At 68.0% G+C, this 23,520-nt stretch carries 18 protein-coding genes and 1 pseudogene; 12 read left to right on the top strand and 7 right to left on the bottom strand.

Annotation, left to right across the window (positions count from 1 at the left end; translation table 11 throughout):
- Window positions 1-69: 69 nt before the first annotated feature.
- Window positions 70-3,318, top strand: coding sequence for a bifunctional diguanylate cyclase/phosphodiesterase (locus tag M8A51_RS17345; protein WP_251779781.1), 3,249 nt, complete (start codon window positions 70-72; stop codon window positions 3,316-3,318).
- 3 nt (window positions 3,319-3,321) lie between these two features.
- Here the strand turns inward: M8A51_RS17345 and M8A51_RS17340 are convergent, their stop codons facing one another.
- Complete coding sequence (locus M8A51_RS17340; protein ID WP_251779780.1) at window positions 3,322-3,807, bottom strand: hypothetical protein; 486 nt, start codon at window positions 3,805-3,807, stop codon at window positions 3,322-3,324.
- A 377-nt stretch (window positions 3,808-4,184) separates the two neighbouring features.
- On the opposite strand from M8A51_RS17340, the gene M8A51_RS17335 reads away from it, so the two are divergent.
- On the top strand, window positions 4,185-7,610 hold the full coding sequence (locus tag M8A51_RS17335) for a bifunctional diguanylate cyclase/phosphodiesterase (RefSeq protein ID WP_251779779.1): 3,426 nt from the start codon (window positions 4,185-4,187) through the stop codon (window positions 7,608-7,610).
- Window positions 7,611-7,693: 83 nt separating this feature from the next.
- Window positions 7,694-8,575, top strand: a complete 882-nt coding sequence (locus M8A51_RS17330; RefSeq protein WP_251779778.1) for a glycine-rich domain-containing protein — start codon at window positions 7,694-7,696, stop codon at window positions 8,573-8,575.
- A 53-nt stretch (window positions 8,576-8,628) separates the two neighbouring features.
- Here the strand turns inward: M8A51_RS17330 and M8A51_RS17325 are convergent, their stop codons facing one another.
- A complete protein-coding gene (locus M8A51_RS17325; RefSeq protein WP_251779777.1) occupies window positions 8,629-8,862 on the bottom strand; it encodes a putative zinc-binding metallopeptidase in 234 nt (77 codons plus the stop codon).
- Window positions 8,859-9,026 (bottom strand): zinc-ribbon domain-containing protein, encoded by a 168-nt coding sequence (locus M8A51_RS26580; RefSeq protein WP_368408566.1) that lies wholly within the window; start codon window positions 9,024-9,026, stop codon window positions 8,859-8,861. Before M8A51_RS26580 ends, M8A51_RS17325 begins: the two co-directional genes overlap by 4 nt.
- 20 nt (window positions 9,027-9,046) lie before the next feature.
- Here M8A51_RS26580 and M8A51_RS26575 point away from each other — a divergent pair.
- The 4 genes and pseudogenes from M8A51_RS26575 to M8A51_RS17310 all read left to right on the top strand — a co-directional run.
- Window positions 9,047-9,196: pseudogene (locus M8A51_RS26575) on the top strand (transglutaminase family protein); the annotation flags it as partial.
- A 149-nt stretch (window positions 9,197-9,345) separates the two neighbouring features.
- Window positions 9,346-11,790, top strand: a complete 2,445-nt coding sequence (locus tag M8A51_RS17320) for a circularly permuted type 2 ATP-grasp protein (protein WP_251779776.1) — start codon at window positions 9,346-9,348, stop codon at window positions 11,788-11,790.
- Window positions 11,787-12,677: a transglutaminase family protein gene (locus M8A51_RS17315; protein ID WP_251779775.1), complete on the top strand. Its 891-nt coding sequence runs from the start codon at window positions 11,787-11,789 to the stop codon at window positions 12,675-12,677. The genes M8A51_RS17320 and M8A51_RS17315 overlap by 4 nt, the downstream gene beginning before the upstream one ends.
- A 57-nt stretch (window positions 12,678-12,734) precedes the next feature.
- Entirely contained in the window at window positions 12,735-13,280 is a 546-nt protein-coding gene (locus M8A51_RS17310) for a hypothetical protein (protein ID WP_251779774.1), read from the top strand.
- Window positions 13,281-13,297: 17 nt separating this feature from the next.
- Here the strand turns inward: M8A51_RS17310 and M8A51_RS17305 are convergent, their stop codons facing one another.
- A complete protein-coding gene (locus M8A51_RS17305; RefSeq protein ID WP_251779773.1) occupies window positions 13,298-13,879 on the bottom strand; it encodes a DUF4142 domain-containing protein in 582 nt (193 codons plus the stop codon).
- A gap of 23 nt (window positions 13,880-13,902) precedes the next feature.
- A complete protein-coding gene (locus M8A51_RS17300; RefSeq protein WP_251779772.1) occupies window positions 13,903-15,291 on the bottom strand; it encodes a hypothetical protein in 1,389 nt (462 codons plus the stop codon).
- Between the two features lie 184 nt (window positions 15,292-15,475).
- Here M8A51_RS17300 and M8A51_RS17295 point away from each other — a divergent pair, with 184 nt between their 5' ends.
- Window positions 15,476-16,588: a GntR family transcriptional regulator gene (locus M8A51_RS17295; protein WP_251779771.1), complete on the top strand. Its 1,113-nt coding sequence runs from the start codon at window positions 15,476-15,478 to the stop codon at window positions 16,586-16,588.
- 21 nt (window positions 16,589-16,609) lie between these two features.
- On the opposite strand, the gene M8A51_RS17290 is transcribed toward M8A51_RS17295, so the two are convergent.
- On the bottom strand, window positions 16,610-17,947 hold the full coding sequence (locus M8A51_RS17290; protein ID WP_251779770.1) for a class-II fumarase/aspartase family protein: 1,338 nt from the start codon (window positions 17,945-17,947) through the stop codon (window positions 16,610-16,612).
- A 165-nt stretch (window positions 17,948-18,112) separates the two neighbouring features.
- Here M8A51_RS17290 and M8A51_RS17285 point away from each other — a divergent pair, with 165 nt between their 5' ends.
- The 4 genes from M8A51_RS17285 to M8A51_RS17270 all read left to right on the top strand — a co-directional run bounded on the left by M8A51_RS17285 (window position 18,113) and on the right by M8A51_RS17270 (window position 22,517).
- The gene (locus M8A51_RS17285; RefSeq protein ID WP_251779769.1) at window positions 18,113-19,144 is read left to right on the top strand and encodes a porin; all 1,032 of its coding nucleotides are present in this window, start codon (window positions 18,113-18,115) and stop codon (window positions 19,142-19,144) included.
- An 11-nt stretch (window positions 19,145-19,155) separates the two neighbouring features.
- Window positions 19,156-20,124 (top strand): Bug family tripartite tricarboxylate transporter substrate binding protein, encoded by a 969-nt coding sequence (locus M8A51_RS17280; protein ID WP_251779768.1) that lies wholly within the window; start codon window positions 19,156-19,158, stop codon window positions 20,122-20,124.
- Window positions 20,125-20,261: 137 nt separating this feature from the next.
- The gene (locus M8A51_RS17275; RefSeq protein ID WP_251779767.1) at window positions 20,262-21,410 is read left to right on the top strand and encodes an ABC transporter substrate-binding protein; all 1,149 of its coding nucleotides are present in this window, start codon (window positions 20,262-20,264) and stop codon (window positions 21,408-21,410) included.
- Between the two features lie 96 nt (window positions 21,411-21,506).
- A complete protein-coding gene (locus M8A51_RS17270; RefSeq protein WP_251779766.1) occupies window positions 21,507-22,517 on the top strand; it encodes a Bug family tripartite tricarboxylate transporter substrate binding protein in 1,011 nt (336 codons plus the stop codon).
- Here the strand turns inward: M8A51_RS17270 and M8A51_RS17265 are convergent.
- The gene (locus M8A51_RS17265; RefSeq protein ID WP_251779765.1) at window positions 22,511-23,404 is read right to left on the bottom strand and encodes a LysR family transcriptional regulator; all 894 of its coding nucleotides are present in this window, start codon (window positions 23,402-23,404) and stop codon (window positions 22,511-22,513) included. The genes M8A51_RS17270 and M8A51_RS17265 overlap by 7 nt on opposite strands.
- Between the last annotated feature and the right edge of the window lie 116 nt (window positions 23,405-23,520).

Below are 23,520 nucleotides of genomic sequence, written 5' to 3'. Positions count from 1 at the left end.
GCTGTCCGGCCGCCCGCCAGTGCCGGTAGCATGCGGCATGGCCACCTTCGTCCATGGACCGTCGCCCACGTGAGCAAGAGCCTCGTCGACCCGAGCGCCCCGGATCCCGCTTCGCGGCACAAGCTGTACCGCCGGCTGGCCGATGCGATGCTCGTCCTGGGACTGGTGGTGAGCCTGTTCGGGTGGCACTTGAGCGCGGCCGGGCTGCGCGAGCACGACGAGGAGATGTTCGACGGCCATGTGTCGTCTCTGCTGAGGCAGATCGGCGAGTCGCTGGAGCGGTACATCGATCTCGCCACCGGCGTCGCTGCCGTGTTCCATGCCAGCACCGAGGTCACGCGCGCCGAGTTCCGGGACCACTTCTTGTCGCTGCGCGTGGACGAACGCTATCCGGCGTTGCAGGCGTTGCAGTACGCGCCCTACGTTGCAGGCGCCGGCAAGGACACCTTCGAGCTCCGTACGCAGGCCGAGGGACTGGCCACCTATCGCGTGCATCCCGCAGGCATGCGCGAGTTCTACGTGCCGGTGCTCTACAACGAGCCACCGCAAGGCAACGAGGCTGCCCTCGGGCACGACACTGCGGCCGGCGCGGTGCGCCGGCAGGCGATGGAACGTGCGCGCGACAGTGGGCGCCCGGCGGTTTCGGCGCCTCTGACGCTCATACAGGGCAATCCGCCGCTGCGGGCCTTCGTGATCCGGGCCCCGGTCTACCGCTCGGCTCGACCGCTCGAGAGCGCACAGGCGCGTCGGGCGGCGTATCTCGGGCAGATCAGTGTCGTGGTGCGGTCGGCTGACCTGATGCGTTATGCGCTGGCTCACCAGGATGTCCGGCGCTACCACGTGCATCTGGCGGATACCGGCGACGCGACCTCCCTGGGGGGGCTGGAGGCGAAGGTGCCGCTGTTCGATGCTACCGAACTGTGGCGCGAGGGCTACATCCCTTCGAGCGACATCCGCGCTCGGGACCAGCGGGTGCAGGCGTTGCAAGCCGGCGGCCGGATCTGGGAACTCACGGTGACGCGGCAGCCGCTCGAGCATCACGCGCAGCCCTCTGCGCTCGCGGTGCTCGGTGGCGGCTTGTTCGGCACCCTGGCATTGTGGGCGGCGTTGCGTGTGTTCGCCGGCCGCTACAGCCGCGCGGCGGAACTGGCCCAGCGCCTGAGCCGCCAGGCACGCGAGAGCGAGGCACGCTTGCGCAACGTGATCGACAGCACCGTCGACGGCATCGTCACGATCGATACTGCCGGCCGCATGACCGGCGTCAATGCGGCGGCGCAGCGCATGTTCGGCTACCGAGAAGACGAGATGATCGGCCGCAACGTCTCGATGCTGATGCCGATGCCCGACGCGCGCCAGCACGACGACTACCTGAAGCGCTACCTGGACACCGGGCGAGCCACGGTGTTCGGCGCCGGACGTGAGGTGACAGGCATGCGGCGCGATGGCAGCCTGTTTCCGATCGATCTGGGCGTCAACGAGGTGCTGCTCGACGGCCGGCGCCACTTCGTCGGCATGCTGCGCGACATGAGCGAACGCCGTGCGTCGGAACTCGCGTACGAGGAAACGCAGCGACAGCTGCGCCGTGCCGATGCGGTGCGTCGCAGCATCTACGACAGCGCACCGTTCGCCATCGTTGCGAGCGATCTGCGCGGCGTGATCCAGGCTCTGAACCCGGCCGCCGAAATGCTGCTGGGCTACAGCCCGGACGAACTCGTCGGCCGGCAGACGCCGGAAATCTTCCACGACCGCCAGGAGCTGTCGCTGCGCGCGACGCAACTGACCGCGGAGCTCGGCGAGAACGTGCTGCCGGGCTTCGACGCACTGGTGGCGCGTGCTCGCCGTGGCAGGCCCGACGAACGTGAGTGGACCTACATCCGCAAGGACGGCCGGCGCGTGCCGGTGGTGCTGGTCGTCAACACGATGGTCAACGACGCCGGCGAGCCGGTCGGCTACATGGGGATCGCCTACGACGTGACCGAGCGCAAGCGCGCCGAGGAACACATCCGGCACATGGCACACCACGACGCATTGACCTCGCTGCCCAACCGCGCGCTGCTGCAGGAGCGGCTCGGCGCCGCGCTGGTGCGTGCCAAACGCGAGGACGATTGCATGGCGTTGATGTTCATCGACCTCGACCGGTTCAAGAACATCAATGACTCGCTCGGCCATCACGTCGGCGACTCGATCCTGAAAATCGTCGCCGAGCGGCTGCGCGCGGCGGTGCGCGCTTCCGACACGGTGGCGCGCATGGGCGGCGACGAGTTCGTCGTGCTGCTGCCCAAGGTGGCGCATGTCGACGACTGCGAGCTCGTCGCGCGCAAGATGATTGCCGCGCTCGGCGAACCGATGCAGGTCGGCACCTACGAGCTGCGCGTGACGCCGAGCATCGGCGTCGCCACCTTCCCGCAGGCGGGCGACGACCCGGTCACGCTGATGCGCGCAGCCGACGCGGCCATGTACCACGCCAAGGCACAAGGGCGCAATTCGATGCGCATGTTCGACGAGAGCATGACGCGCGATTCGGCCGAACGGCTGCGCATGGAGAACGACCTGCACGAGGCGCTGGAGCGCAATGAGATGCGGGTGTTCTACCAGCCTCAGTTCGAGGTCGCCACCGGCCGGCTGGTGGGGGCGGAAGCCTTGCTGCGCTGGTGCCGACCGGTGCAAGGCATGGTGTCGCCGGCCGATTTCATTCCCCTGGCCGAAGATACGGGCCTGATCGTCGCGATCGGAGCCTGGGTGCTGCGCGAGGCCTGCGAGCAGGCCAGCGAGTGGGAGACGCGCACGGGCGTTCCGCTGCGCGTCGCGGTCAACCTGTCGCCGCGCCAGCTGGAGGCCGGCCACCTCGTCGACCATATCTCGCACGCGCTGCAGGCGAGCGGCCTGGCACCGTCCCGGCTGGAGCTGGAGATCACCGAGAGCGCGATCGTGCGCGACACGCTGTCCACCGCCGAGGTGCTGTCGCGCCTGCGCGCTTTGGGCATCAGCATCGCGATCGACGACTTCGGCGTCGGCTATTCCAGCATGTCCTACCTGCGGGAGCTGCCGGTCGACAAGTTCAAGATCGACCGGGTGTTCCTCAGTGCGGTGCCGTCCTCGGCCAGCGACGCGCGGTTGGCCGCTGCGCTGATCGCCATGGCGCACACGCTGCAGGTCGGCCTCGTTGCCGAGGGCGTCGAGACGAGCGAGCAGCTCGACTTCCTGCGCGCACACGGCTGTCACGAGGCACAGGGCTACTACCTCGGACGGCCGATGACGGCACAGGACTTCGAGGCGTTGATTCACGCCCAGGTGCCCGGCGGCCCGGCGGCCGGCTGAGTTTCAGGCCGCGGGCACCAGATCGGCCGGTTTTGTCGTGTCGCCGAAAGCGCCGACCTGCAGTGCTTCAAGTTGTGCACGGCAGCGCAAGCGCGGGAGCACCTGGGCGAGCCATGGCGTCAGCTCGGCCCATTCGAGGCATGCGTCGGGGCGCTCTGCTGCCCTCGGTGTGGACACACGAGGCGGCGTTGCGCCGATCAGTGCGATCGTGAGCGCGGGACGGAAGCGGCGCGCGTGCTGCAAGAGCGCCGCCAGTTGCTCTCCGGCCAGTGCGGGGTCGAGCAACAGCAGGTCAGGTGTGCCGGCGACGATGCGGCGGAAAGCGTCAGCGAGGTGGGCGCACGCTTGCACGTGCGCATGCGGCTCGAAATGGCGGCAGGCCCGGGCGGCGAATTGCTGCGCCGTGGTGTCCGGGGCGAGCACGAGCACGCCGGGCACCCAGCGGCTGGCTGGCGCACCGTGCAGGAGAGGCAGGGGGTCTGAACGCATGTCGACTGCGGCGCCAATGCAGTGCGCTGCAACCGCAAGCGTAGCGGGTCCCGGTTGAGAAGCAGCTTGCTGCCGAGGCGCTCGACAGGCCTGGGACAAACCCAGACCGTTGTCGCGTGAATTAGTACCGGGTTCCCGGTGCCGGAACTGGCTTCGCAGCATGCCGGCTCCGGGCTTTCCTACGGGGAATGCGGAGGCTGCCTCACAAGCGTGTTGGAGAACGCCTTACAGACCGTTCAAGCCGCTGTTCTTACATTTCATGGCAGTCGGTCATAGGGGCAAACCCGTGATGTTCGAGCGCCCGGACCGAATCCGCCGGCCGCCGCATGTGGCAGATCGCAGCGGAAAGGTCGTCGGCAAGGGCAGCAAGGGGTGACATGAAGACAGCAAGTGACGGTGAAGATGCGCACGCGGGTGGCGGCTTGCTGCGACGTGGGCCGAGCGTGCCCCGGCGGCTGATGCGTGCGGCGACCGCATGGCCGCGCTCGCGGTGGGCGCATGTCGGTCTTCCTTTGCTGGCACTGGCTGTGGGCCTGGCCTTGTCTGCCATGGCCGCTCATTGGGCCCGCCAGGAAACCGAGCGCGCGGCCAAGCTGCGCTTCGACGCAGTCGCCACCCGTGCGGCCGCCGAGGTCGAGCGACGCATCACCGGCTATGTCGAGGTGCTCTATGGTTTGCGGGCGCTGTTCAGCACCGGGGAAGTGTCGCGTGAAGACTTTCGTCGCTATGCGCAGGCTCTGGAGTTGAAGCAAAAGTTTCCGGGCTTTCAGGCGCTCAACTTCGCGCCGTACGTGAGCGGGCAAGAAAAGTCGGAATTCGAGAAGCTGGTGCGTGAGGATCTGGCGCTGGACATGGGCCTTCGCGCGAAGTTCCTGATTGCGCCGCCGGGAAGCCGAGCCGAGCACCATCCGCTCGCATTTATTGAGCCGCTCGAAGGCAACGAACTGCTGCTTGGCAAAGACCTCGGCGCCGTACCGGGCGCATTGGCAATTCTTCATGCCACCCGTGACAGCGGCGCGTTGACCTCGTCTGGAAAGGCAGTTCAAGTCAAAGGTCCCGACGCCTACGTGGGCCTTGCCGTGCGCCTGCCAATCTACAAGGCTGGGCAGCCGGTCCAGACCGTCGAGGAGCGGCGTGCGGCCTACCTGGGATCGGTCGGCGCTGGCATGCGGATCGAGGCGGTTTTCACTGGCTTGCAGGACGAAAAGATTGAAGGGCTGCATTTGCGGCTGTATGACGGCGGGCCCCAGAGCGATCAGTCGCTTCCAGAACGGATTGCGGCGTCGACGATTTCAGAGAAGCTCCTGTTCGACACGAAAGATCCCAGGGGGGGGATTCCAACGGAAAGAGCTTCTGTGGCTGCACAGCCCGCCCGCAAGGGGCATTTCAGTCAAGTGCAGTCGTTCGCGCTGGGCGGGCGGGTCTTCCTCGTGGAGTCCTCCGTTCCTGACACGCAGTGGATTTCGCAGCTGGATCGTGCGCTGCCGGTGATCGTCCTGTTAGGGGGCGGTGCCATCAGTGTTCTGCTGGCCGGTGTTCTGTTCTCGCTTCTGACGTCCCAACGACGCGCCGTCGGCATCGCGCACGTGATGACCCACAGCCTGCGCGCGGGCGAGCGTCGGCTCGCCGAAGCGCAAAGCCTCGCGAAGGTGGGCAGCTGGGTACTCGACCTCGACACCGGGATGCTGGAGTGTTCGCCGGAAGCCCGCCGCATCTACGGCTTCGCGCTGACCGATCGGCTGCCGACGCTCACGCAACTGCTGGCTTTGGTGCCGGACGGGCAGCGCAGCGAGGTTCGTGAGGCGATCGTCGGTGCGGGGCGCACCGGCATCCGGGTCGAGAAGGAGCATCGGCTGATGCTCGCCAACGGCACTGAACTCTGGGTCAGCGTCGCGCTGCAGCGTGTCAGCGAAGGCGGCAAGACCACCGTGCAGGGCACGGTGCGGGACGAAACCTCGCGCAAGAGGGCTGCGCTGAGACTCGAGGTCGCACACGGCATCGCCCGCCAGCTGGGAGGGGACATCGAGATCGACACTGCGATGTCTCACGTGCTGGCCTGTGCCGGCGAGCTGCTCGGCTGGGACGCCGGCATCTGCTGGACCGCCGGCGCTGACGGGGTCGTGCGTTGCGCCACCAACTGGGCTGCGGACGGCAATGCGGCGGCGGCAGGCTTCGTGCAGGCCGTGCGTCCGTGGAGCGGCGATGCGGCTGGCACCAACCTGTCTGCGGCATGGTCGTCCGGCAATACCTTGTGGCGTGCGGTGCCCGTCTCGGTGTCAGCGCACGTTCCGGACGATCTCGCGCGGCAGGCGGGCTTTCATACCGCGCTGACGGTGCCGGTGATCGCGGGCCAAACCGTGGCGGCGCTGGAGTTCTTCAGTCGCCAGCCGGTCGCCGTCGACCGCGACATGGTCGGCTTCATGCAGTCGATCGCCAGCCAGCTGGGCCAGTACCTGCAGCGCAAGCAGGCCGAGCAGGCCTTGCGTCACCTGGCGAGCCATGACACGTTGACCGGTCTGGCGAACCGGCCGTTGCTGCACGAGCGGCTGGCGCATGCGATCAAGCGGGCCGAGCGCCACGAGCAGCGGCTGGCGGTGCTGTTCCTCGACCTCGACCGCTTCAAGTTCATCAACGACAGCCTGGGCCACAGCGCCGGCGATGCACTCCTGCAGAACTGCGCCCAGCGGCTGAACGAATGCGTGCGCGAGACCGACACCGTGGCGCGTTTCGGCGGCGACGAGTTCGTGGTCGTGCTGGAAGACCTGCACGAAGGGGCGGATGCCGTCACGCCGGTGATGAAACTGCTCTCGCGATGCAGCGAGCCCTTCGAGGTCAACGGCCGCGAGCTGTCGGCCACTGCCAGCATCGGTATCAGCGTCTATCCCGAGGACGGCCAGGACGTCGAGACGCTGCTGATGAACGCGGACACCGCAATGTATCGCGCCAAGGAGAAGGGCCGCAGCACCTATCACTTCTATTCGGCGCAGATGAATGCGCACGGGCAGGAGCAGCTCGAACTGCAGAGCTACCTCCGGCGTGCGCTGGAGCGCAACGAGCTGTTCCTGCAGTACCAGCCCAAGCTCGACCTGCGCACCCGGCAGGTCACGGGCGTCGAGGCGCTGATGCGCTGGCGCCATCCGGTCCTCGGCCTGGTGTCGCCGGCGCAATTCATTCCCATGGCCGAGGACATCGGCCTGATCGAGCAGTTCGGCCGCTGGGCGCTCGAAGTGGCGTGCCGGGACGCGTGCCGCTGGCGCGACGAAGGCCATCCGGTGCAAGTGAGCGTCAACCTGTCACCGCGGCAGCTGAACAGACCGCAACTGGCCAGCGAGGTGGCCCAGGTCTTGGCCGATGCCAAGCTCGATGCGTCGTTGCTCGAGCTGGAGATCACCGAGAGCGGCGTCATGCACAACCCGAACCGGGCCGCCGCGCTGCTGCAGGAGCTGCGGCAACTCGGCGTGTCGCTCGCCATCGACGATTTCGGCACGGGCTATTCGTCGCTGTCCTATCTGCAGCGCTTTCCGTTGAGCGTTCTCAAGATCGACCGCTCCTTCATCAAGGATCTTCCGGGTGACGAGGACGCGGCCTCGCTGACGGCCGGCATCATCGGGTTGGCGCATCGGCTGCGCATGAAAGTGGTGGCCGAAGGGGTGGAAACCGTTGAACAGCTGGCCTACCTGCGCTCGAACGCGTGCGACGAGATCCAAGGCTACTACTTGAGCAAACCGATTGCCGCCGAGGAGATCAGCCGTTTCCTGGCGGTCGATTTGCGCAACCTGATGGGCCCGTCAGTGGCGGCCTGACGGGCCGTTGCACCGGGCCTTGTGCTGCCGGGAGGGTCACCGTCTCCCGGTTTTATTTTGTTCATCTACGCTGGAGTTGACACATGCAACAACATACCCTGGACCACATCTTGGCCGGGATCGAGGGGCTGGATCTTGAACCCATCAAGTTCAAGCTGACATGCGAGAAGGACGAGTACCGCTGGAGCCGGGAGCACGCGGAGCGCATCGAGGTGGGTTACAAGCGCTTCCTGGCGTTGATGGCCAAGTATCCGGAGCGGGCGATTGCGCCGACGCGCGACATCGACACCTTCTGGCATGCCCACATTCTTGACACGCGCAAGTACGCCGCGGATTGCCAGCGGGTCTTTGGCGAGTTCGTCCATCACTATCCGTACGTTGGACTGCAAGATGACGAGGCCGACCAGCAGGCGCATGCCGATGCGGGCGCCGCAATGGACGAGTTGTACCTGGCTGAGTTCGGTGAAGAACTGCCCGATGATGCGGCATTCTGCGTGCGCGAGCCGCAGCAGAGGCAGGTATCTGCTGCGTTCTGCGTGGGGCAGCCGCAATCTGTGCCCAGCGGCGCGGCGTTCTGTGTACGCAAGCCTGAGCAGGCCAAGAAATCAGCTGCATTCTGCGTGCGCAAGCCCGAGCAGGAGAGTGCGGCCTTCTGCGTGCGCGAGCCCGAGCAGGAGAGTGCGGCCTTCTGCGTGCGCGAGCCCGTGCGAGCGGAGAAGTCGGCGGCCTTTTGTGTACGCAAGCCCGACCAAGCAGTGAAGAAAACTGCGTTCTGTGTACGCAAGCCGGTCCAGACTCAGAAATCGGCGGCATTCTGCGTGCGCAGGCCCGAGCAGGCTGAAAAGTCGACCGCGTTCTGTGTCCGCGGGCCTCAGCAGATGAAAAAGACAGTGGCGTTTTGCGTCCGGGAGCCTCGGCCGCAGACCAGCGTAGCCTTCTGTGTTCGCCAGCCGCTCGCTGCTTGATACGCTCCAGGGAAGCATAGGCCTGTGCCGGTGTTTTTCCGTCGAGGCGACGCTCACCCCGCCGCCGCCCTTTCCTTCTGCGCCACCACCATGTGCACGAAGTGCAGCTTGCTGACGGCTCGCGCCGACAGCGCGAAGGGGTAGAAGTCGGGCTGGCCCATGCTGCACGAGAGTTCGTTCAGCACACCGGTCAGCTCCATCCATGCATTGACGATCGAGAGAAAGCGGGGAGCCGCGGCTCCCCCGGTCGCCACAGTCGCGAGACCGGCCGGCGGTTGCGGCTTCAATGCACCCCCCACAGCGGCTGGTTCTCGACCACGGACTGGTCGGGGATGGTGCGATTCAGCCGGCATGAGATGCACAGGGGCTGTCCACCCTGGTCGTGCTCGTCGGCTTCGAGCCGCCAGTTGCAGCCGGCCGGCGATCTGAAATTGCCACAGCGACGGTACAAGGGCTGGGTGCTGGCGTCGGGTGTTCCGAACAGGACCCGCCTTCCGCTACCCGGTGGAGCTCGAATGGTTGGCGCCGCACCGCGAGTTCCGTTTTCCGCGGCTCGGCGACTTCGCGTCACGCGGTGTCGAGGTCGAATTGCGGCTCGCGCTTGAACCCTGGCACATCATGGGCGATGAGGGGCGGCCGGCTCGGCCATACGCCGGGTGCGGTGGCTGTGCGACCGGAGGCGCGCGAACCGGATTTCCCGATCGCGCTCGACTTGCGCCGGGCAGCCGCCTGAACCGCTGCGCCGGCTGGTGCCATGGCAGACTGCCCGCATGTCTGATCCCTTGCTCGAAGGCTATCGCCTGTGCCCGCAGCGCCACGACGAAATGCTCGCCGCGCCCGGCGAACTGCGTCCGCACTGGTGCCGCTTCATGCAGGCGCTGGCGGCCAGCGAGCCGGCTCAGCTGGCCGAGCGCATGGCGCTGGTCGAGCGCGAGGTGCGCGAGAACGGCGTCACCTATAACGTCTATGCCGATCCGCGCGGCGCCGACCGGCCGTGGGAGGTCGACCCGATCCCGCTGCTGATCGCGCCCGAAGACTGGGCCCAGGTCGAAGCCGGCGTCGCGCAACGTGCGCGGTTGCTGAACGCGGTGCTGGCCGACATCTACGGCGCGCAGACACTGCTGACCCAGGGCCTGATTCCGCCGTCGCTGGTGTTCGGCCATCGTGGCTACCTGCACCCGGCCAAGGACATCCGCCCGCCCGGTGGCGTGCACCTGTTCCAGTACGCGGCCGATCTGGCGCGCTCGCCGGACGGCCGCTGGTGGGTCTTCTCCGATCGCACGCAGGCGCCTTCGGGGGCCGGCTACGCCTTGGAAAACCGGCTCGTCGTCTCGCGCATGTTCCCCGAGATGTTCCGCGAGCTCAACATCGAGCACCAGGCGCCTTTCTTCGCGTCGCTGCGCGAATCGATCGCGCAGCTCGCACCGCGTGGCGACGGGCCGCAGATGACCGTGTTGCTGACGCCGGGCCCATACAACGAGACCTACTTCGAGCACGCGCTGATCGCGCGCTATCTCGGCTTCGTGCTGGTCGAAGGCAGCGACCTGACCGTGCGCGAGGGGCGCGTATGGCTGAAGACGGTGGCCGGTCTGCAGCGCGTGCATGCGATCGTGCGACGCCAGGACGACGACTACTGCGACCCGCTGGAACTGCGTGCCGACTCTGCGCTCGGCATTGCCGGTCTGGCCGACTGCGCACGCCGCGGCACGGTGCTGCTGGCCAACAGCCTGGGCTCGGGCGTGCTCGAGTCGGGTGCCTTGCTCGGCTACCTGCCGGCGCTGTGCGAGCGGCTGCTCGGCGAGCCGCTGCTGCTGCCCTCGGTGGCCACCTGGTGGCTCGGCGAGCCGGCCGCACTGGAAGACGCCTGGCGCCGCCTGGATGACCTGATCATCAAGCCGACCGACCGCGCGGCCGGCAGCGAGGTGTTGTTCGGCCGGCGGCTGTCACCGGCGGCGCGCGACGCGCTGCACGAGCGCGTGCGGCTGCAGCCGCACCGCTATGTCGCGCAGGAGTGGGTGCGCCTGTCGCAGGCGCCGGTGCTCGACCGGCAACGGCCCAGGCATCTTTCGGCGCGTGCGGTGGGACTGCGCGCGTTCGCGGTGGCCACCGGCAGCGGCTATGCGGTGATGCCAGGCGGTCTCACGCGCATGGGCAGCGCGCCCGAAGCCGACGTGATTTCGATGCAGCGAGGCGGTGGCTCGAAGGACGCCTGGGTGCTGTCCGACGGGCCGGCGAGCAGTTCGCTGTCGCTGCTGCGCACGACGATCACGCCGGCCGACCTGAAGGCGCCGCGGGCCCACCTGTCGTCGCGTGTGGCCGAGAACCTGTTCTGGTATGGCCGTTACGCCGAGCGCAGCGAGTGCGCCGCGCGCCTGCTGCGTGTCGCGCTCGCACGCTGCGTCGCGGAAACCGAAGAACTCGACGAGGGCAGCCTGCCGGCGTTGGCCCTCGCGCGCGAATGGAATCTGATCGATGGCGAGGGCGACCCGGTGGCGGAATTGTTGTCGGCAGCCACGCAGCCCGACCAGGGGCTGGGCGCCGTGCTGCGGCAGATGGGCCGTGCGGCTTTCAGCCTCCGCGACCGGCTGTCGATCGACAACTGGCGCACCCTGAACCAGCTGGTGCAGGACCCGGTGCTGACCCGCCGCGCCTCGCTGCCGGCCGCGCTGAACTGGCTCGACCGCGCGGTGACCACGCTCGTCACCTTGTCGGGCTTCGCGCTCGACGGCATGACGCGCGGCACCGATTGGCGCTTCATGTCGATCGGCCGGCGTATCGAACGCCTCGACTTCCTGGCCTTGTCGATCCAGAGCGCGATGGAGGCGGGCCACGGCAGCGGCCTCGACTGGCTGCTCGACCTGTGCGATTCGACCGTCACCTATCGCTCGCGCTACATGGTCGCGCCCGAATGGCTGCCGGTGCTCGACCTGCTGGTGCGCGACGACACCCATACGCGCTCGATCGGCTTTCAGCTGCCGGGCCTGCTGCAGATGGTGCAGAAGGTCGAGTCGCTGCACGGCGGCTTTGCCAGCACGCTGCTCGCCGGTTCCGCTGAGGCGCTCGCGCGCCTCGCACCGGAAGATCTGTCGCCCGAGAACACGGCCCTGCAGACCTTGCTGGCGGACGTGCGCGAGAGCGCCTATCGCGTCTCCGAGGCGGTCACGCACACCTTCTTCACGCATGCCCAGCGCAGCCAGACCCGGGTGAGCACGTGACCGCACGCTACCGCATCGAACACGACACGCGCTACGAGTACGCGGCGCCGGCTTCCGACGCCTGGCAGCTGGCGCGGCTGACGCCGCGGCGGCTGCCGTGGCAGCGCACGGCCTGGCACACCCTGGAACTCGACCCGCGTCCCGACGAGACCGACGTGCGCGTCGACAGTTTCGGCAACACCGTGACGAGCTTCGCGCTGCATCGGGCCCACGACAGCCTGAGCGCACGCATGGCCTGCGAAGTCGAACTCGACGCACGGCCCGCGTGGAGCCCGCGCGAGCACGAAGCATGGCAGGAGGTGCGCGACGGGCTGGCACGCCCCAGCGCCGCCCACGACCTGGCCCTCGCCTTGGCGCGCGAGACCACCGCCTACCTGCCCTGGTCACAAGCTGCCTTCGACTACGCCGCACGCAGCCTGCTGCCCGGGCGTGACTGGTTCGAAGCCGTGCAGGACCTGCGGCACCGCATACACACCGAGTTCGAGTTCGAACCGGGGGCGACGACCGTCAGCACGCCGGTCGACACCGTGCTGGACGAACGCCGCGGCGTGTGCCAGGACTTCGCGCACCTGATGATCACCTGCCTGCGCACGCACGGGCTGCCTGCGCGCTATGTTTCAGGCTACCTGCTGACCGACCCACCGCCCGGCCAGTCGCGGCTGGTCGGAGCCGACGCGACGCACGCGTGGGTCGCGACCCATTCTCCGCAGCACGGCTGGGTGGAGTTCGATCCCACCAACGACTGCCTCGCCGACATGCGCTACGTCACGCTCGCGTGGGGCGGCGACTTTTCCGACGTTGCACCGCTGCGCGGTGTGATCCTGGGCGGCGGCGAACAGCGGCTCGAGGTGAAGGTCAGCGTGTGGCCGCTGGAAACGGCGGCCTGAAGGACGCGCCGTACTACAGTGAACGCTTCGCGCATCGCACACAGGAGAGAGCCACCGATGGCCAGCAGAACGACGCCGTCCGCACGCGCGCGCGGCCAGAGCACGAGCCGCCCGCAGGCGGTGATGGAATACGCGGCGCTCGCCGCCGCCGCCGCATCGGCGGGCAAGTCGGCCGCCGACGTGCTGAGCCTTGTGGCGCCGCTGTTGAAGGGCAAGGTCGTGTTGCCGGCCCAGGTGCTGCGCAGCGGCCGGGTCGGCGCGCAGCACCGTGTGCTGGTGCGCCTGACCAACGTCACCTCGCACGGCGTGTATGTGCTCGGCCTGAGGCTCGAGCGGCCCAAGGACGTGCCGCTGGCCTGCTGGGACGCTGGCGGCAAGCCGATCGGTTTCGACGAGCAGGCCGAGCGCAAGACGATCGGCCTGCCGCTGTGGCTGGGGCCGACCGACGCGCGCGAGATGGTGCTGTCCTTCGATGCCGATGCGACGGCGCAGACGCTGCACCACTGGCTGTGGGGAACGCTGCTGATCAACTACCAGGCGCTCGGCGCGCGCGATCCGGCGCAAACCGAGGTGGATTTCTCGATCCGCAACGAGGCGCCGTGACGCGTCGGTGGTGCCCGCTACCGCACGGCCGCGCCGGTCACTTCGCCCAGCAGTTGCTGCACGTCGTGCAGGTGGTCGAGCACCGCCGGCAGCGTCGTGGCCGAGAACTGCTGCAGCGGCTGGAAGTGGCCCGAGTTCATCTCCCACTGCAGCACCTGCGCGGCCTTCTGGTGTTCGACGAGCTGACCGCGCAGGTAGGCCGCGTCGAAAGCGGCTCCGTCCAGGCGCGCCAGCCGTTCGTACTCCGCCTGATGCGCCTGAGAGGGCTGCGCGGGGGGTGTCAGGCCGGCTTGCCGGGCGGCGGCGGCCAACTGCTGGTTCGCCTGGTCGTGGTCTTCCTGCATGCGGCGCGCGAATCGCTTGACGGCGTCGCTGCGGCCCTTGTCCTGCGCCAGCCGGGCGAGTTGCACTTCTGCCAGGCCGCTCTGCCCGGTCAGCGTGACGAACAGGCGGTCCTGCGGGTTCGGTGCCTGCGCCGGCGCGCGCGCCTGGCTGGATGGCGTGCTGCCGGCCGGGTTGCCTTGCTGTGCCGGCGCCGCGACAGGTGCCAGCAGCGTGGCCGTGGCGACGGTTGCAATGAAGTGCCGCGTGGGTGACATCGTTCGCTCCGGTGTCGTTGGCATTACAGCGCGAGCATGTAGCTCGTGAGCGCCTCTTTCTCGGGCTGGGTCAGCTTGAGCCCGAGCACGAGGTTGAAGAACTCGACGGTGTCGGCCAGCGTCAGCAGTCGACCGTCGTGCATGTAGGGAGGGGAATCCTTGATGCCTCGCAGCGTGAAGGTCTTGATGGGGCCATCGGGCAGCGGCACGAAATCGTTGACGCTGACGCTGCGGTAAAAGCGTTCCAGCTTCAGGTCGTGCATCTGGTGGTCGAGGAAGCCCTTGGCCGGCACGTGGCACTCGGCGCATCTCGCCTTGCCGTGGAACAGGCGCTCGCCGGCCAGTTCCTGGGGCGTGGCGCGGGCCGGATCGAGCCGGCCGAACACCTCGAGCTTGGGCGCGGGCGGAAAGTCGATGATGTTCTGCATCTGCGCCATCATCGCGACCTGGTTGGTGCGATCGGGCAGGTGGGCGCCCTTGCGCGTGGCGCTGACGTGGTCGCCGTTGAAGTAGGCGGTGCGCTGCTCGAATTCGGTGAAGTCCTCGATCGAGCGCAGCGACCGCTTGGAGCCGTGGATCTGCTGGTTGAACATGCCGCGCAGGCTGGTGCTGTCGAGCCGGAAGCGCGAGGCCTGCGGACGGATGTCCGGCGTCAGGTGGAAAGCCGCGTTGCTGTGGAAGTTGGCATGGCAGTCCATGCACGACACGCCGCGACTGGGCAGCGCCACCTTGCGGTCCTCGGTCTGATTGAACTCTTCCTGCGGAAAGGGCGTCAGCAGCAAGCGCATGCCTTCCATCTGCACCGGCGTGACGATGCCGTTGAGGATCTCGTAGAAGTTGGTCAGGGTCAGCAGTTGCCCGCGCGAAACGTCGCCCAGGTGCGGGTGCGTGGTCAGGAAGATCGGCGCCGGGAACTCGGGCGTCAGGTGGTCGGGCAGGTCGAAGTCGACGTCGAAACGGCGCAGGTCGCGCTGTTCCTGCCGGTCGATCTCGTCGATCTGCAGCTGTGGGAAGACCTGTCCGCCGCTGGCCTGCTTCACGTGCGGCAGCGGCTGGAAGCCTTGCGGCAGCAAGCCCTTCTCCTTGATTTCCCGGGGGCTCATCTGCGACAGCGATTCCCAGGTGGCGCCCGCCGGCAGCTTGACACGCACACCGCCTTGTACAGGTTTGCGCCCGCCCGACATCATGACGCCGGGGATCGGCCGGTTCGACAGGTCGTAGCGTGTGTTCAGCAGCGCCTTCTGGCGTGCCATCACGGCCGCTTTTTGCGCTTCGTCTGCAGCTTTTACGGCAGAGAACGGCAGGGTCGGCAGCGGCCGGTAGGTGGCGTCGGCGGGCAGCGGGTCGGCGCTGCCGCGCACGGCCAGGACGGCCATGCTGACGGACAACACGATACCGAGGCACTTGCGCATGCTGGCTCCTTTCGCGCCTGATGCCGCCCGAGTCGATCGACCGGAGCGCGGGACCGGCACACGCAGCCCTGAGGCAACGTGTGTTCCCGGCACCTCGCTGCCACGGCCGCAGGCGAGATGCCGATACATCGAGGCAGCGGTGCTCAAGTGCATCGATATTGCGAATGTGTTGTATTGTTTTGCGATGCAAAGTCCAGAACAAGAGTTAGGCCGCTTTCTCGAGGCGCTGGCCGGCGAGGCCCGCCCGGGGGACCGGCTTCCCCCGATCCGCGAGCTGATGCGGCGCTTCGGCGCTTCTCAGGTGCTCGTGCAGCGTGCGTTCCACGATCTGAAGACCCGGGGGCTGATCGAATCGCAGGTCGGGCGCGGCACCTACTTCCGGGGAGAAGGGCGCGCCACGTCGCCCGACGAGACCGCCCATGGTGCCGAGCCACTCCCTCGAGCGGCGGCCACCCGGTCGGTGCTGCTGTTGCGCCGCTCGATCAGCATCGCGCGCGGACGGGTGCTGGTCGAAGGCCTGCACCGCCGCTTCGCGTCCGAAGGACACCCGGTGCTGGAGGTGTCGTACACCGATTCGGAGCATGCGCGTACGGTGTTGAAGGCCTTGCCATCCTTCGACGCCTGCGTCGTGCAATCCACTTATCGCACCCTGCCGATCGATCTGCTCGCGCCCCTGCGCGACAAGTGCCGGGTGCTCGCCGTCGATGGCGCCGCCCTGGTGGGAGCCGATGTGGAGGCGGTGGGCACCGAATGGGGCGAACCTCTGGCCCAGGCGGTGGCGACGTTGCAGCGAGCGGGGCATCGAAGCATCGCCTATGCGAGCACGGCCCAGCCTTTTCTCGCCACCCAACTGGGCCGCAGGCGCTTCCAACATTTGCGCGAGTCGCTGGCCGACGTCACGCTGCACGACATCAGCGTTCCCCTGATGCCGGACGAACGCTATGCCGAGACGCTCGTGAACCAGCTGAAGGCCATGGCCGATGCGGCCGGACGGCTGCCGATCAGCGCGCTGGTCGCCTGGGGGATCGAGGACGGTGCGGCATTCCGCAGCTTGCTGGCCGATGCCGGCATCACGGTCCCGGGTGCACTCAGTGTGGTGCTGCTCGGGCGCACCGACCTGCACAACGAGCATGCCGGCTTCTTCGATGTCGTCGGATGCAGCGTCGCCGACCAGGTGGAGATGCTGTACCAGGCGATCCAGGAGCGCTGGGCCGAGCCCTCGGCGCCGTACGGGGTGCGGTTCACGCCGGTTCGCCGCCTGTCCGGGGCGTCGGTGGTGCCGCCGTCCCGCAGGTGAGCTCAGGCGCGATGCAGCACATCAGCGCCTCTGCACGCGTGCCACGGTCTCGTCGGTGAGGCTTGCCGAGCCACCGACGTAGCGGCTCGGCTCGAGTGCCTGCGCCAGCGTCGGCGGCAGTTCCAGGCCCTGCAGCAGCGGATGCTCCACGATCGCTGTCAGGAACGGCACGCACTCTGATCGAGCCCGCTGCGCAGCGTCGTACAGCACGCGATGGGCCATGTGCCGGCCGATCAGGGGCGTGAGGCGCATCATCACTGCTTCCGAAGCGATCAGACCCTGCGTGCACGTGAGGTTGCGCTGCATCGCTTGAGGATCGACGACCAGCCCTTGCGCGAGCCGCTGCAGCGTCTGTGCGACCGAGGCGGCGATGATCGCCGCTTCCGGCAGCAGCGTGTCGGTGACGTTGGTGGCGGACGAGTCGCCTTCGTCCATGCGCACCATGGCTTCGAGTGCGGCCGGCACGCGGGCGCGCAGCATGCGCGCAAGGCTGGCCAGCAGCAATGCGGTCGACGGGTTGCGCTTGTGCGCCATGGTCGAGCTGCCGACCTTGCCGACGTGAAAAGACTCGGCTGCCTCGCCAATCTCGGTGCGCTGCATGAACACCACGTCCTGTGCGATCTTCTGCGCTGTCCCGGCGAGCAGGCCCAGCGCGGCGATGTAGTCGCTCGCGCGGTCATACGAGGAGCGCATCGGCAGCCCGGCTGGACGCAGCCCTAGCAGTGCCGCGAGCTGCCGCTCCACCTCGCGGCCGGCAGGTCCCATTGCCGCAAAAGTGCCGATGGCGCCGCCCATGCATGCCGGGAAGGCGCCGGCGAGTCGTTCGTCGAGCCGCGTGCGCTCACGGTCCAGTTCGTCGATCCAGCCGCTCACCTTGAAGCCGAACGTCATCGGCAACGCGTGTTGGCCGTGCGTGCGCCCGGCCTGAGCGGTGACACGGTGCTCGAGGGCCAGGCGCGATAGCGCATCGATGGCCTGCTCGAGATGCCGGGCGATCACCGCATGCGTCGCGGTCATTTGCAGCGCGCTGGCAGTGTCGAAGATGTTCTGCGTCGTCGCGCCCCAGTGGAGGTATCCGGCGGCAGGCTCGCCGCAAAGCTCCTCGAAGCGATGCAGCACCGGCACCAGCGGGTGTTGTGCGAATGCGATCTCCTCGGCCAGCCGCTCGGTGTCGAACAGCCGGGCGTCGGCATGGGCCGCAATCGTCGCCGCTGCCTCGGCAGGAATCAGTCCCAGGCCGGCCTGAGCCTGGGCAAGGGCGGCTTCCACGTCGAGCCATGCCTGCAGGGTGGCCTCGTCGCTCCAGAGGCGTTTGGCCTCCGCATGGAACCAATGGCGGGTCACGAAGGAGTCGAACATTCCGGTGTGCATACAAATACGGTGTGTGTTGAGCGTTTGAGCGTATTACCACGTGAGTGGCCGTGCTGTAATTGGATCAATACAATACATTGACACAATACACGAAACACAAATACACTGCATGTGCGCTGACCGCATTCCAGCGTGAACAACAGGAGACATCCCGTGAAGACATCCGCCTCCCGGACGCACGCCGTCGGTGTGCCCCGCTGCCCCCTGCCTGCCGCCTGTGCCCTGGCCGCCCTGCTCGGCGCCGCGGGGGCCAGCGCGCAATCGACCGTGACGATCTACGGAATCATCGACCAGGGCATCACCCGGGCGAACGACGGCACGACGCCCGGCGCGATGCTGCCGGGACGCAGTACCCCTGACCAGTGGATCGTCAAGGCCGGCAACACGTCGCGGCTCGGATTTCGAGGCCGGGAAGACCTGGGCAACGGCGGCTACGCCCGCTTCCAGTTCGAGCATCGCTTCGCGGCCGATACCGGCACGTCGAGCAACGCGGGTGTCTTCTGGCTCGGTCGCTCGGTGGTGGCCCTCGGCAGCGACAAGTGGGGCGAGCTGTATGCCGGCCGCGAATACTCGGCGGCGTACTGGGTGCCGCTGTTCGCCGATCCCACCTCCTGGAGCTATGTCAGCCAGCTCGGTTCTGCCTACACCTATGCCGGCTACACCGCAGTGCCGTCGTCGATCGAGGCGTCCAACCTGCGCTGGTCCAATTCCGTCGGCTACAAGTCGCCCGCATTCGGCGGCGTGAGCTTCGAGCTGGCCACCGCGCTGGGCGAGGGCCAGCGCCGGCGCAACACTTCGGGCAACCTGCAGTTCAAGCAGGGCCCGATCTGGGCCGGGGCTGCCTTCGACCGGCTGGACGCCGACAACAACCTGATGATCCTCGCCGGTGGCTACGATTTCGGCGTTGTGTTCCCGACCTTCAACTACGCCCGGGCCAAGGGTGGCGTGAATGGCGACGCCACGTCGTTCAGCCTGTCGGCCCGCGTGCCGGTCTCGTATGGCCGCGTGTATGCGTCCTACGGCGCGCACCGCCCCGAGAGCGACCTCGACGCGTGGATGCTCGGCGCCGGCACCGAGTACACCTTGAGCAAGCGCAGCTTGCTCTACTTCAACGTCGGATCGGCCAAACGTGACGGCGACACCCGCACGACCGCCTTCGACACCGGCTTCAAGCACACCTTCTGAAGGGAGCAACGATGAAACGCATAGTCCTCGCAGCAGTCGGCATCGTCGCGCTGGGCCTGGCCGGCCTCCAACCCGTGCAGGCGCAGAGCGACAAGCCGATCTCCCTGATCGTCGGCTACTCGGCGGGCGGCAGCGCCGATCTCGTCGCACGTGTCGTCGCTCCCGAAATGGGCAAGCGGCTGGGGCGCCAGGTCATCATCGAGAACGTGGCCGGCGCCAGCGGCATGCTCGCCGTGCAGCGCGTGCTCAACGCATCGGCCGACGGCAGCGCGATCTACATGGGCGGCACCGACACCGTGGTGATCCCGATGGTGAACTCCAAGGTCAAGCACAGCTGGGAGAGGGATTTCGTGCCGCTCGGCCGGCTGACCACCGTGCCGATGGTCATCGCGGTGCCGGCAAGCTCCCGGTATTCGACCCTGTCCGACCTGATCGCGGCCGCGCGCAAGGAGGGCAGCCACCTGACCTACGCGACACCGGGCATCGGCACCATGCAGCACTTCTATGCGGCGCTGATCAGCAAGCAGGCCAGGGTCTCGATGGTGCACGTGCCCTATCGTGGCGGTGCCCATATCGCCAACGACCTGATCGGCCAGCAGGTCGATGCCGCCGTGCTCGTGCTGTCGACCGCGATGCCGCACCTCAAGGACGGCCGCATCAAGGCGTTGTCGGTGTCCGACGCGACGCGCGAGCCGGCGTTGTCGAGCGTCAAGCGCATCGGCGACGAGGAGGGCTTCAACGGCGTGTCGCTTCCGCTTTGGCAGGGCCTGTTCGCCAAGGCCGGCACGCCGGCCGCAGTGGTCGCCGCTTATGAAAAGGCGCTGCTGGCCGCACTCGAGGAGCCCGAGTTGCGCAAGAAGCTCGCCGATTCGGGCTTCACCGTGGCGCCGCTGGGTGGCAAGGGCCTGTCGGCCTTCATCAAGCCGCAGGCCGAGGTGTACCGCGACATCGTCGAGGCGGCCAGGATCTCGCTCGAATGACCGGCCCGTTGCCGGTTTGACGTCGCGTTTGACCGGCTTCGGTGGCAGCACGCACCGGGCATCGTCCGCCAGGCAGGGGGAAGGCGGGCCGCGCGGGCGGTATCCGGGGCCGGATTTTTCTTTGCGAGGAGACCGTCATGGGGCGAGACTGCAGCTTGCGGCGGCGGGTGCTGCTGCGGTCGTTGTGCGCGGGAGCGGGAGCGTGGCCGGACTGGCTGCGGGCCGCCGACGACGGCATCACGGCCGACGCGATCACGATCAGCCGGGTGATCGCGCTCGAAGGCCCCGCCGGGGCCAAGGGGCGCGAGCAGGAAGCAGCGCTGCGCGCCTACTTCGAAGCGATCAACGCCGGCGGCGGCATCCATGGCCGGCGCATCGCGCTGCAGACGGCGAACGAGGACTTGCGCACCGAAGACGCGTTGCGCCGCATCCTGGCCCAGCAGCGGCCATTCGCGCTGTTCCTGTTCGGCGGCACCACCGGCAGCAGCATGGCCATGGCCCATGCGAGCGCGGGCAGGATTCCGTTCGTCGCGCCCAACAGCGGCGCCAGCGTCTTCCACGATCCCGCCAATCGTTACGTCTTCAACGTCCGTGCCCGCTACCGCGACGAGGTGATCGCCGCGCTGCGGCATTTCGCGCTCGTGAGCCAGCAGCGCGTCGCACTGGTCCACGTGGACGATGCATTCGGCCGCGACGGTGCCGAGGGCTATCGGGAAGGCGTGCGGCAGACCGCAGTCACGTCGGTGTACGAGGGCAGCTTCGCGGCGGCAGAGACCGACTTTTCGCAGCAGGCACGGGCTCTGGCGGATGCACGTCCCCACGCCGTGGTGTGCATCGGCTCCTCCAGGCGCGTCGCCGAGTTCATTGCCGCAGCGCGTGCCTCGGGTGTGTCGGCCGTCTTCATGACGCTGTCGAACAACTCGTCGGCCGGCTTCGCCCGTGAACTGGGGGTTCATGCGCGTGGCGTCATCGTCAGCCAGGTGACGCCGCCGCCCGGCAACCACAGCACTGCTGCGAGCCGGGAACTGCGGCGACTGCTGGCCGGCCGGCCCGAAGCGGACGTGTCCTATGCCGCGATGGAGGCCTACCTCTCGGCCAAGGTGCTCGTCGAGGGTTTGAAACGGGCAGGGTCCGCACTGACGCGTGAAGGCTTCGTGCAGGCCTTGGAATCGCTGCGGCGGCACGACCTGGGCGGCATCGAAGTCGGCTACGGGCCAGGCCGCCGCACCGGGTCGGCCTATGTCGAGTTGAGCATGCTGACCGACGACGGCAGGTACCGCAGGTAGCCGGGGCCCGTGCTTCATCGGCACGTGGCAGTGCAGGCCTGGCAACGCCGGCGCGCCGTGCGGTGGCCACACTGCTGCTGTCGACCGGAGGAATGCATGAAGCAGGACATTTTTCTTGGCGCGGGTTCGCGGCTCTGGCTGGGGCTGGTGGTGCTGCTGACGCTGGCGTTCGGGCACCGGCCGGTCGCTGCGCAGCCTGCGGCGTTTCCGGCCGGGCCGATCAAGCTTGTGGTGGGCTATGCCGCCGGTGGAAGCGTCGACCTCGTGGCCCGCCGCGTTGCGCCCGTGCTGTCGCGCCGGCTGGGGCAGCCGGTATCGGTCGAGAACCTGGCAGGCGCCAGCGGCTCCATCGCCGCGGTCACCGTCGCGCTGGCGGCGCCGGACGGACACACGCTGCTGCTGGGCTCGCCCGCCGAGATCGGCATCAACCACCTGCTGGACCGTCGCGGGCGGTTCGATCCGTTGAAGGACCTGACACCGATCGGTGCCGTCGGCAGCCAGCCGCTCGTGCTGGTGGCGAGCGGCGCCTCCTCCGTGCGCAACCTCGATGGCTTCCTCGCATATGCGACGTCGCACAAACGGCAGGCACGCTACGGCACAGCGGGTCACGGCACCCCGCTGCATTTGGCGGGCGAGACGATCAAGCGCTTGTCGGGCGCGCCGATGGAGCACGTGCCCTACCGCGGTGCCGGGCTGATGCTGCCGGACCTGCTCAGCGGCCGCACCGAGTTTGCCGTGATGGTGCTGTCGAGCGCGATGCCCCACGTGCGTGACGGGAAGCTGCGGGTGCTGGGGCTCACCCAGGCGTCCGGATCTGCAGCCGCGAGGGATCTCCCGGTGCTCGGGGCGCATCCGCGCCTGCGCGGCCTGGACGTCGGCGTGTGGTTCGGTCTGTTCGGGCCGGCCAGGCTGCCCCCGGCAGTCGCCGAGCGTCTGCGCACGGAACTGCGCGAGGCGTTGCGGCAGCCGGAGCTGCGGTCGGCCCTGGAAGCAGACGGGCTGTCACTGATGGAGAACGCGGACTTCGCCGGCTTTCTTCGGACCGAACTGCACAAGTTCGCCGAAACCGTCGAACGGGCCGGGATGGGTGCTGCACCGCTTCATTGATCGGTGGCGTCCCACACCTGTTCGAGCAGCGGTGACTGCCGCAGGCGCGGCCGGTACAGGCGCACCTGGAAGTGCACCTCGTCGCTGCGATTGCCCAGCGGCGCCAGGATGCCGCTGCGGCAGTCGGAGGCCACCATCGACCACGGCAACCAGGCGACGCCGAGGCCCTTCAGCACGAACTCCTGGATGGCGTCGGCAGAGTCGCAGACATAACGCGTTCGGGCACCGGCGCCGGGCACGCTCTGGCGTATGTGGTCGAGTACCAGCGCACCCAGCGAAAGCGAGGCTGCGTACGAAATCAGCGGCCCGGTGGCCAGGCTGTGCATCGGCTGGCCCTTGCCGTTGGTGCGCGAAACCGGCACCAGCTTGTCCTGGGCCATCGTCAGGTGCCTGAACCGCTGGTTGCTCAGGCGCACGGACGTCGCCGGATGCTCGTAGCAGCATACGAGGTCGACGTCGCCACGTTCCAGCAGGGTCACCACCTCGGTCATCGACCGCGTGTGCACTTCCACCCGTTGCTCGTGCAGGGGTTGGCGCGGGCGCGCCAGCCGGGTCAACCAGTCGGCGACGATCGTACGGGCCAAGGTGCGGCCAGCGCCGATGCGCAGGACCGGTCCCCCGATGGAACCGTGATGGCTGCGCAACTGCTCGCGCGCCTGCGCGAGGCCTTCCACCAGCGCCTGCGCCTGCTGCAGCAGGGCCAGCCCGGCCTCGGTCAGCTGCACCGGGCTGCGGCCGCGGTCGACCAGCACCGCGCCGGCCCAGGATTCCAGCGCCCGGATGCGTCTGCCGAAGGCAGGATGCGTGACGTGCCGGGCCTCGGCTGCGCGGACAAAGCTGCGCTCCCTTGCCAACGCAGCCAGGTCTTCGAGCAGTTTCAGGTCCATGGCAGATTGTGGAGAGCGGCTCGCCTGCATGGAATCGGTTCTTGCCCGGATGCCGGTTCCGTCGATGTGCCGACAAGGCACGAGCGCGTGCCGACAGAGCACAGGAGCGCCGCCCA

The sequence above is a fragment of the Caldimonas mangrovi genome (assembly GCF_023721835.1).
Lineage (GTDB): Bacteria > Pseudomonadota > Gammaproteobacteria > Burkholderiales > Burkholderiaceae_C > Caldimonas > Caldimonas mangrovi.
Note: the sequence above shows the minus strand (reverse complement) of the source record. Positions and strands in the feature narration are given on the sequence as shown.

Excerpts from the sequence above, each read along its gene's own strand:
- M8A51_RS17320 (WP_251779776.1), top strand. The coding sequence starts at position 9,346 with ATGTCTGATCCCTTGCTCGAAGGCTATCGCCTGTGCCCGCAGCGCCAC.
- M8A51_RS17330 (WP_251779778.1), top strand. The coding sequence starts at position 7,694 with ATGCAACAACATACCCTGGACCACATCTTGGCCGGGATCGAGGGGCTG.
- M8A51_RS17295 (WP_251779771.1), top strand. The coding sequence starts at position 15,476 with ATGCAAAGTCCAGAACAAGAGTTAGGCCGCTTTCTCGAGGCGCTGGCC.
- M8A51_RS17290 (WP_251779770.1), bottom strand. The coding sequence starts at position 17,947 with ATGTTCGACTCCTTCGTGACCCGCCATTGGTTCCATGCGGAGGCCAAA.
- M8A51_RS17270 (WP_251779766.1), top strand. The coding sequence starts at position 21,507 with ATGAAGCAGGACATTTTTCTTGGCGCGGGTTCGCGGCTCTGGCTGGGG.
- M8A51_RS17340 (WP_251779780.1), bottom strand. The coding sequence starts at position 3,807 with ATGCGTTCAGACCCCCTGCCTCTCCTGCACGGTGCGCCAGCCAGCCGC.
- M8A51_RS17275 (WP_251779767.1), top strand. The coding sequence starts at position 20,262 with ATGGGGCGAGACTGCAGCTTGCGGCGGCGGGTGCTGCTGCGGTCGTTG.
- M8A51_RS17280 (WP_251779768.1), top strand. The coding sequence starts at position 19,156 with ATGAAACGCATAGTCCTCGCAGCAGTCGGCATCGTCGCGCTGGGCCTG.
- M8A51_RS17305 (WP_251779773.1), bottom strand. The coding sequence starts at position 13,879 with ATGTCACCCACGCGGCACTTCATTGCAACCGTCGCCACGGCCACGCTG.
- M8A51_RS17265 (WP_251779765.1), bottom strand. The coding sequence starts at position 23,404 with ATGGACCTGAAACTGCTCGAAGACCTGGCTGCGTTGGCAAGGGAGCGC.
- M8A51_RS17310 (WP_251779774.1), top strand. The coding sequence starts at position 12,735 with ATGGCCAGCAGAACGACGCCGTCCGCACGCGCGCGCGGCCAGAGCACG.
- M8A51_RS17300 (WP_251779772.1), bottom strand. The coding sequence starts at position 15,291 with ATGCGCAAGTGCCTCGGTATCGTGTTGTCCGTCAGCATGGCCGTCCTG.
- M8A51_RS17335 (WP_251779779.1), top strand. The coding sequence starts at position 4,185 with ATGAAGACAGCAAGTGACGGTGAAGATGCGCACGCGGGTGGCGGCTTG.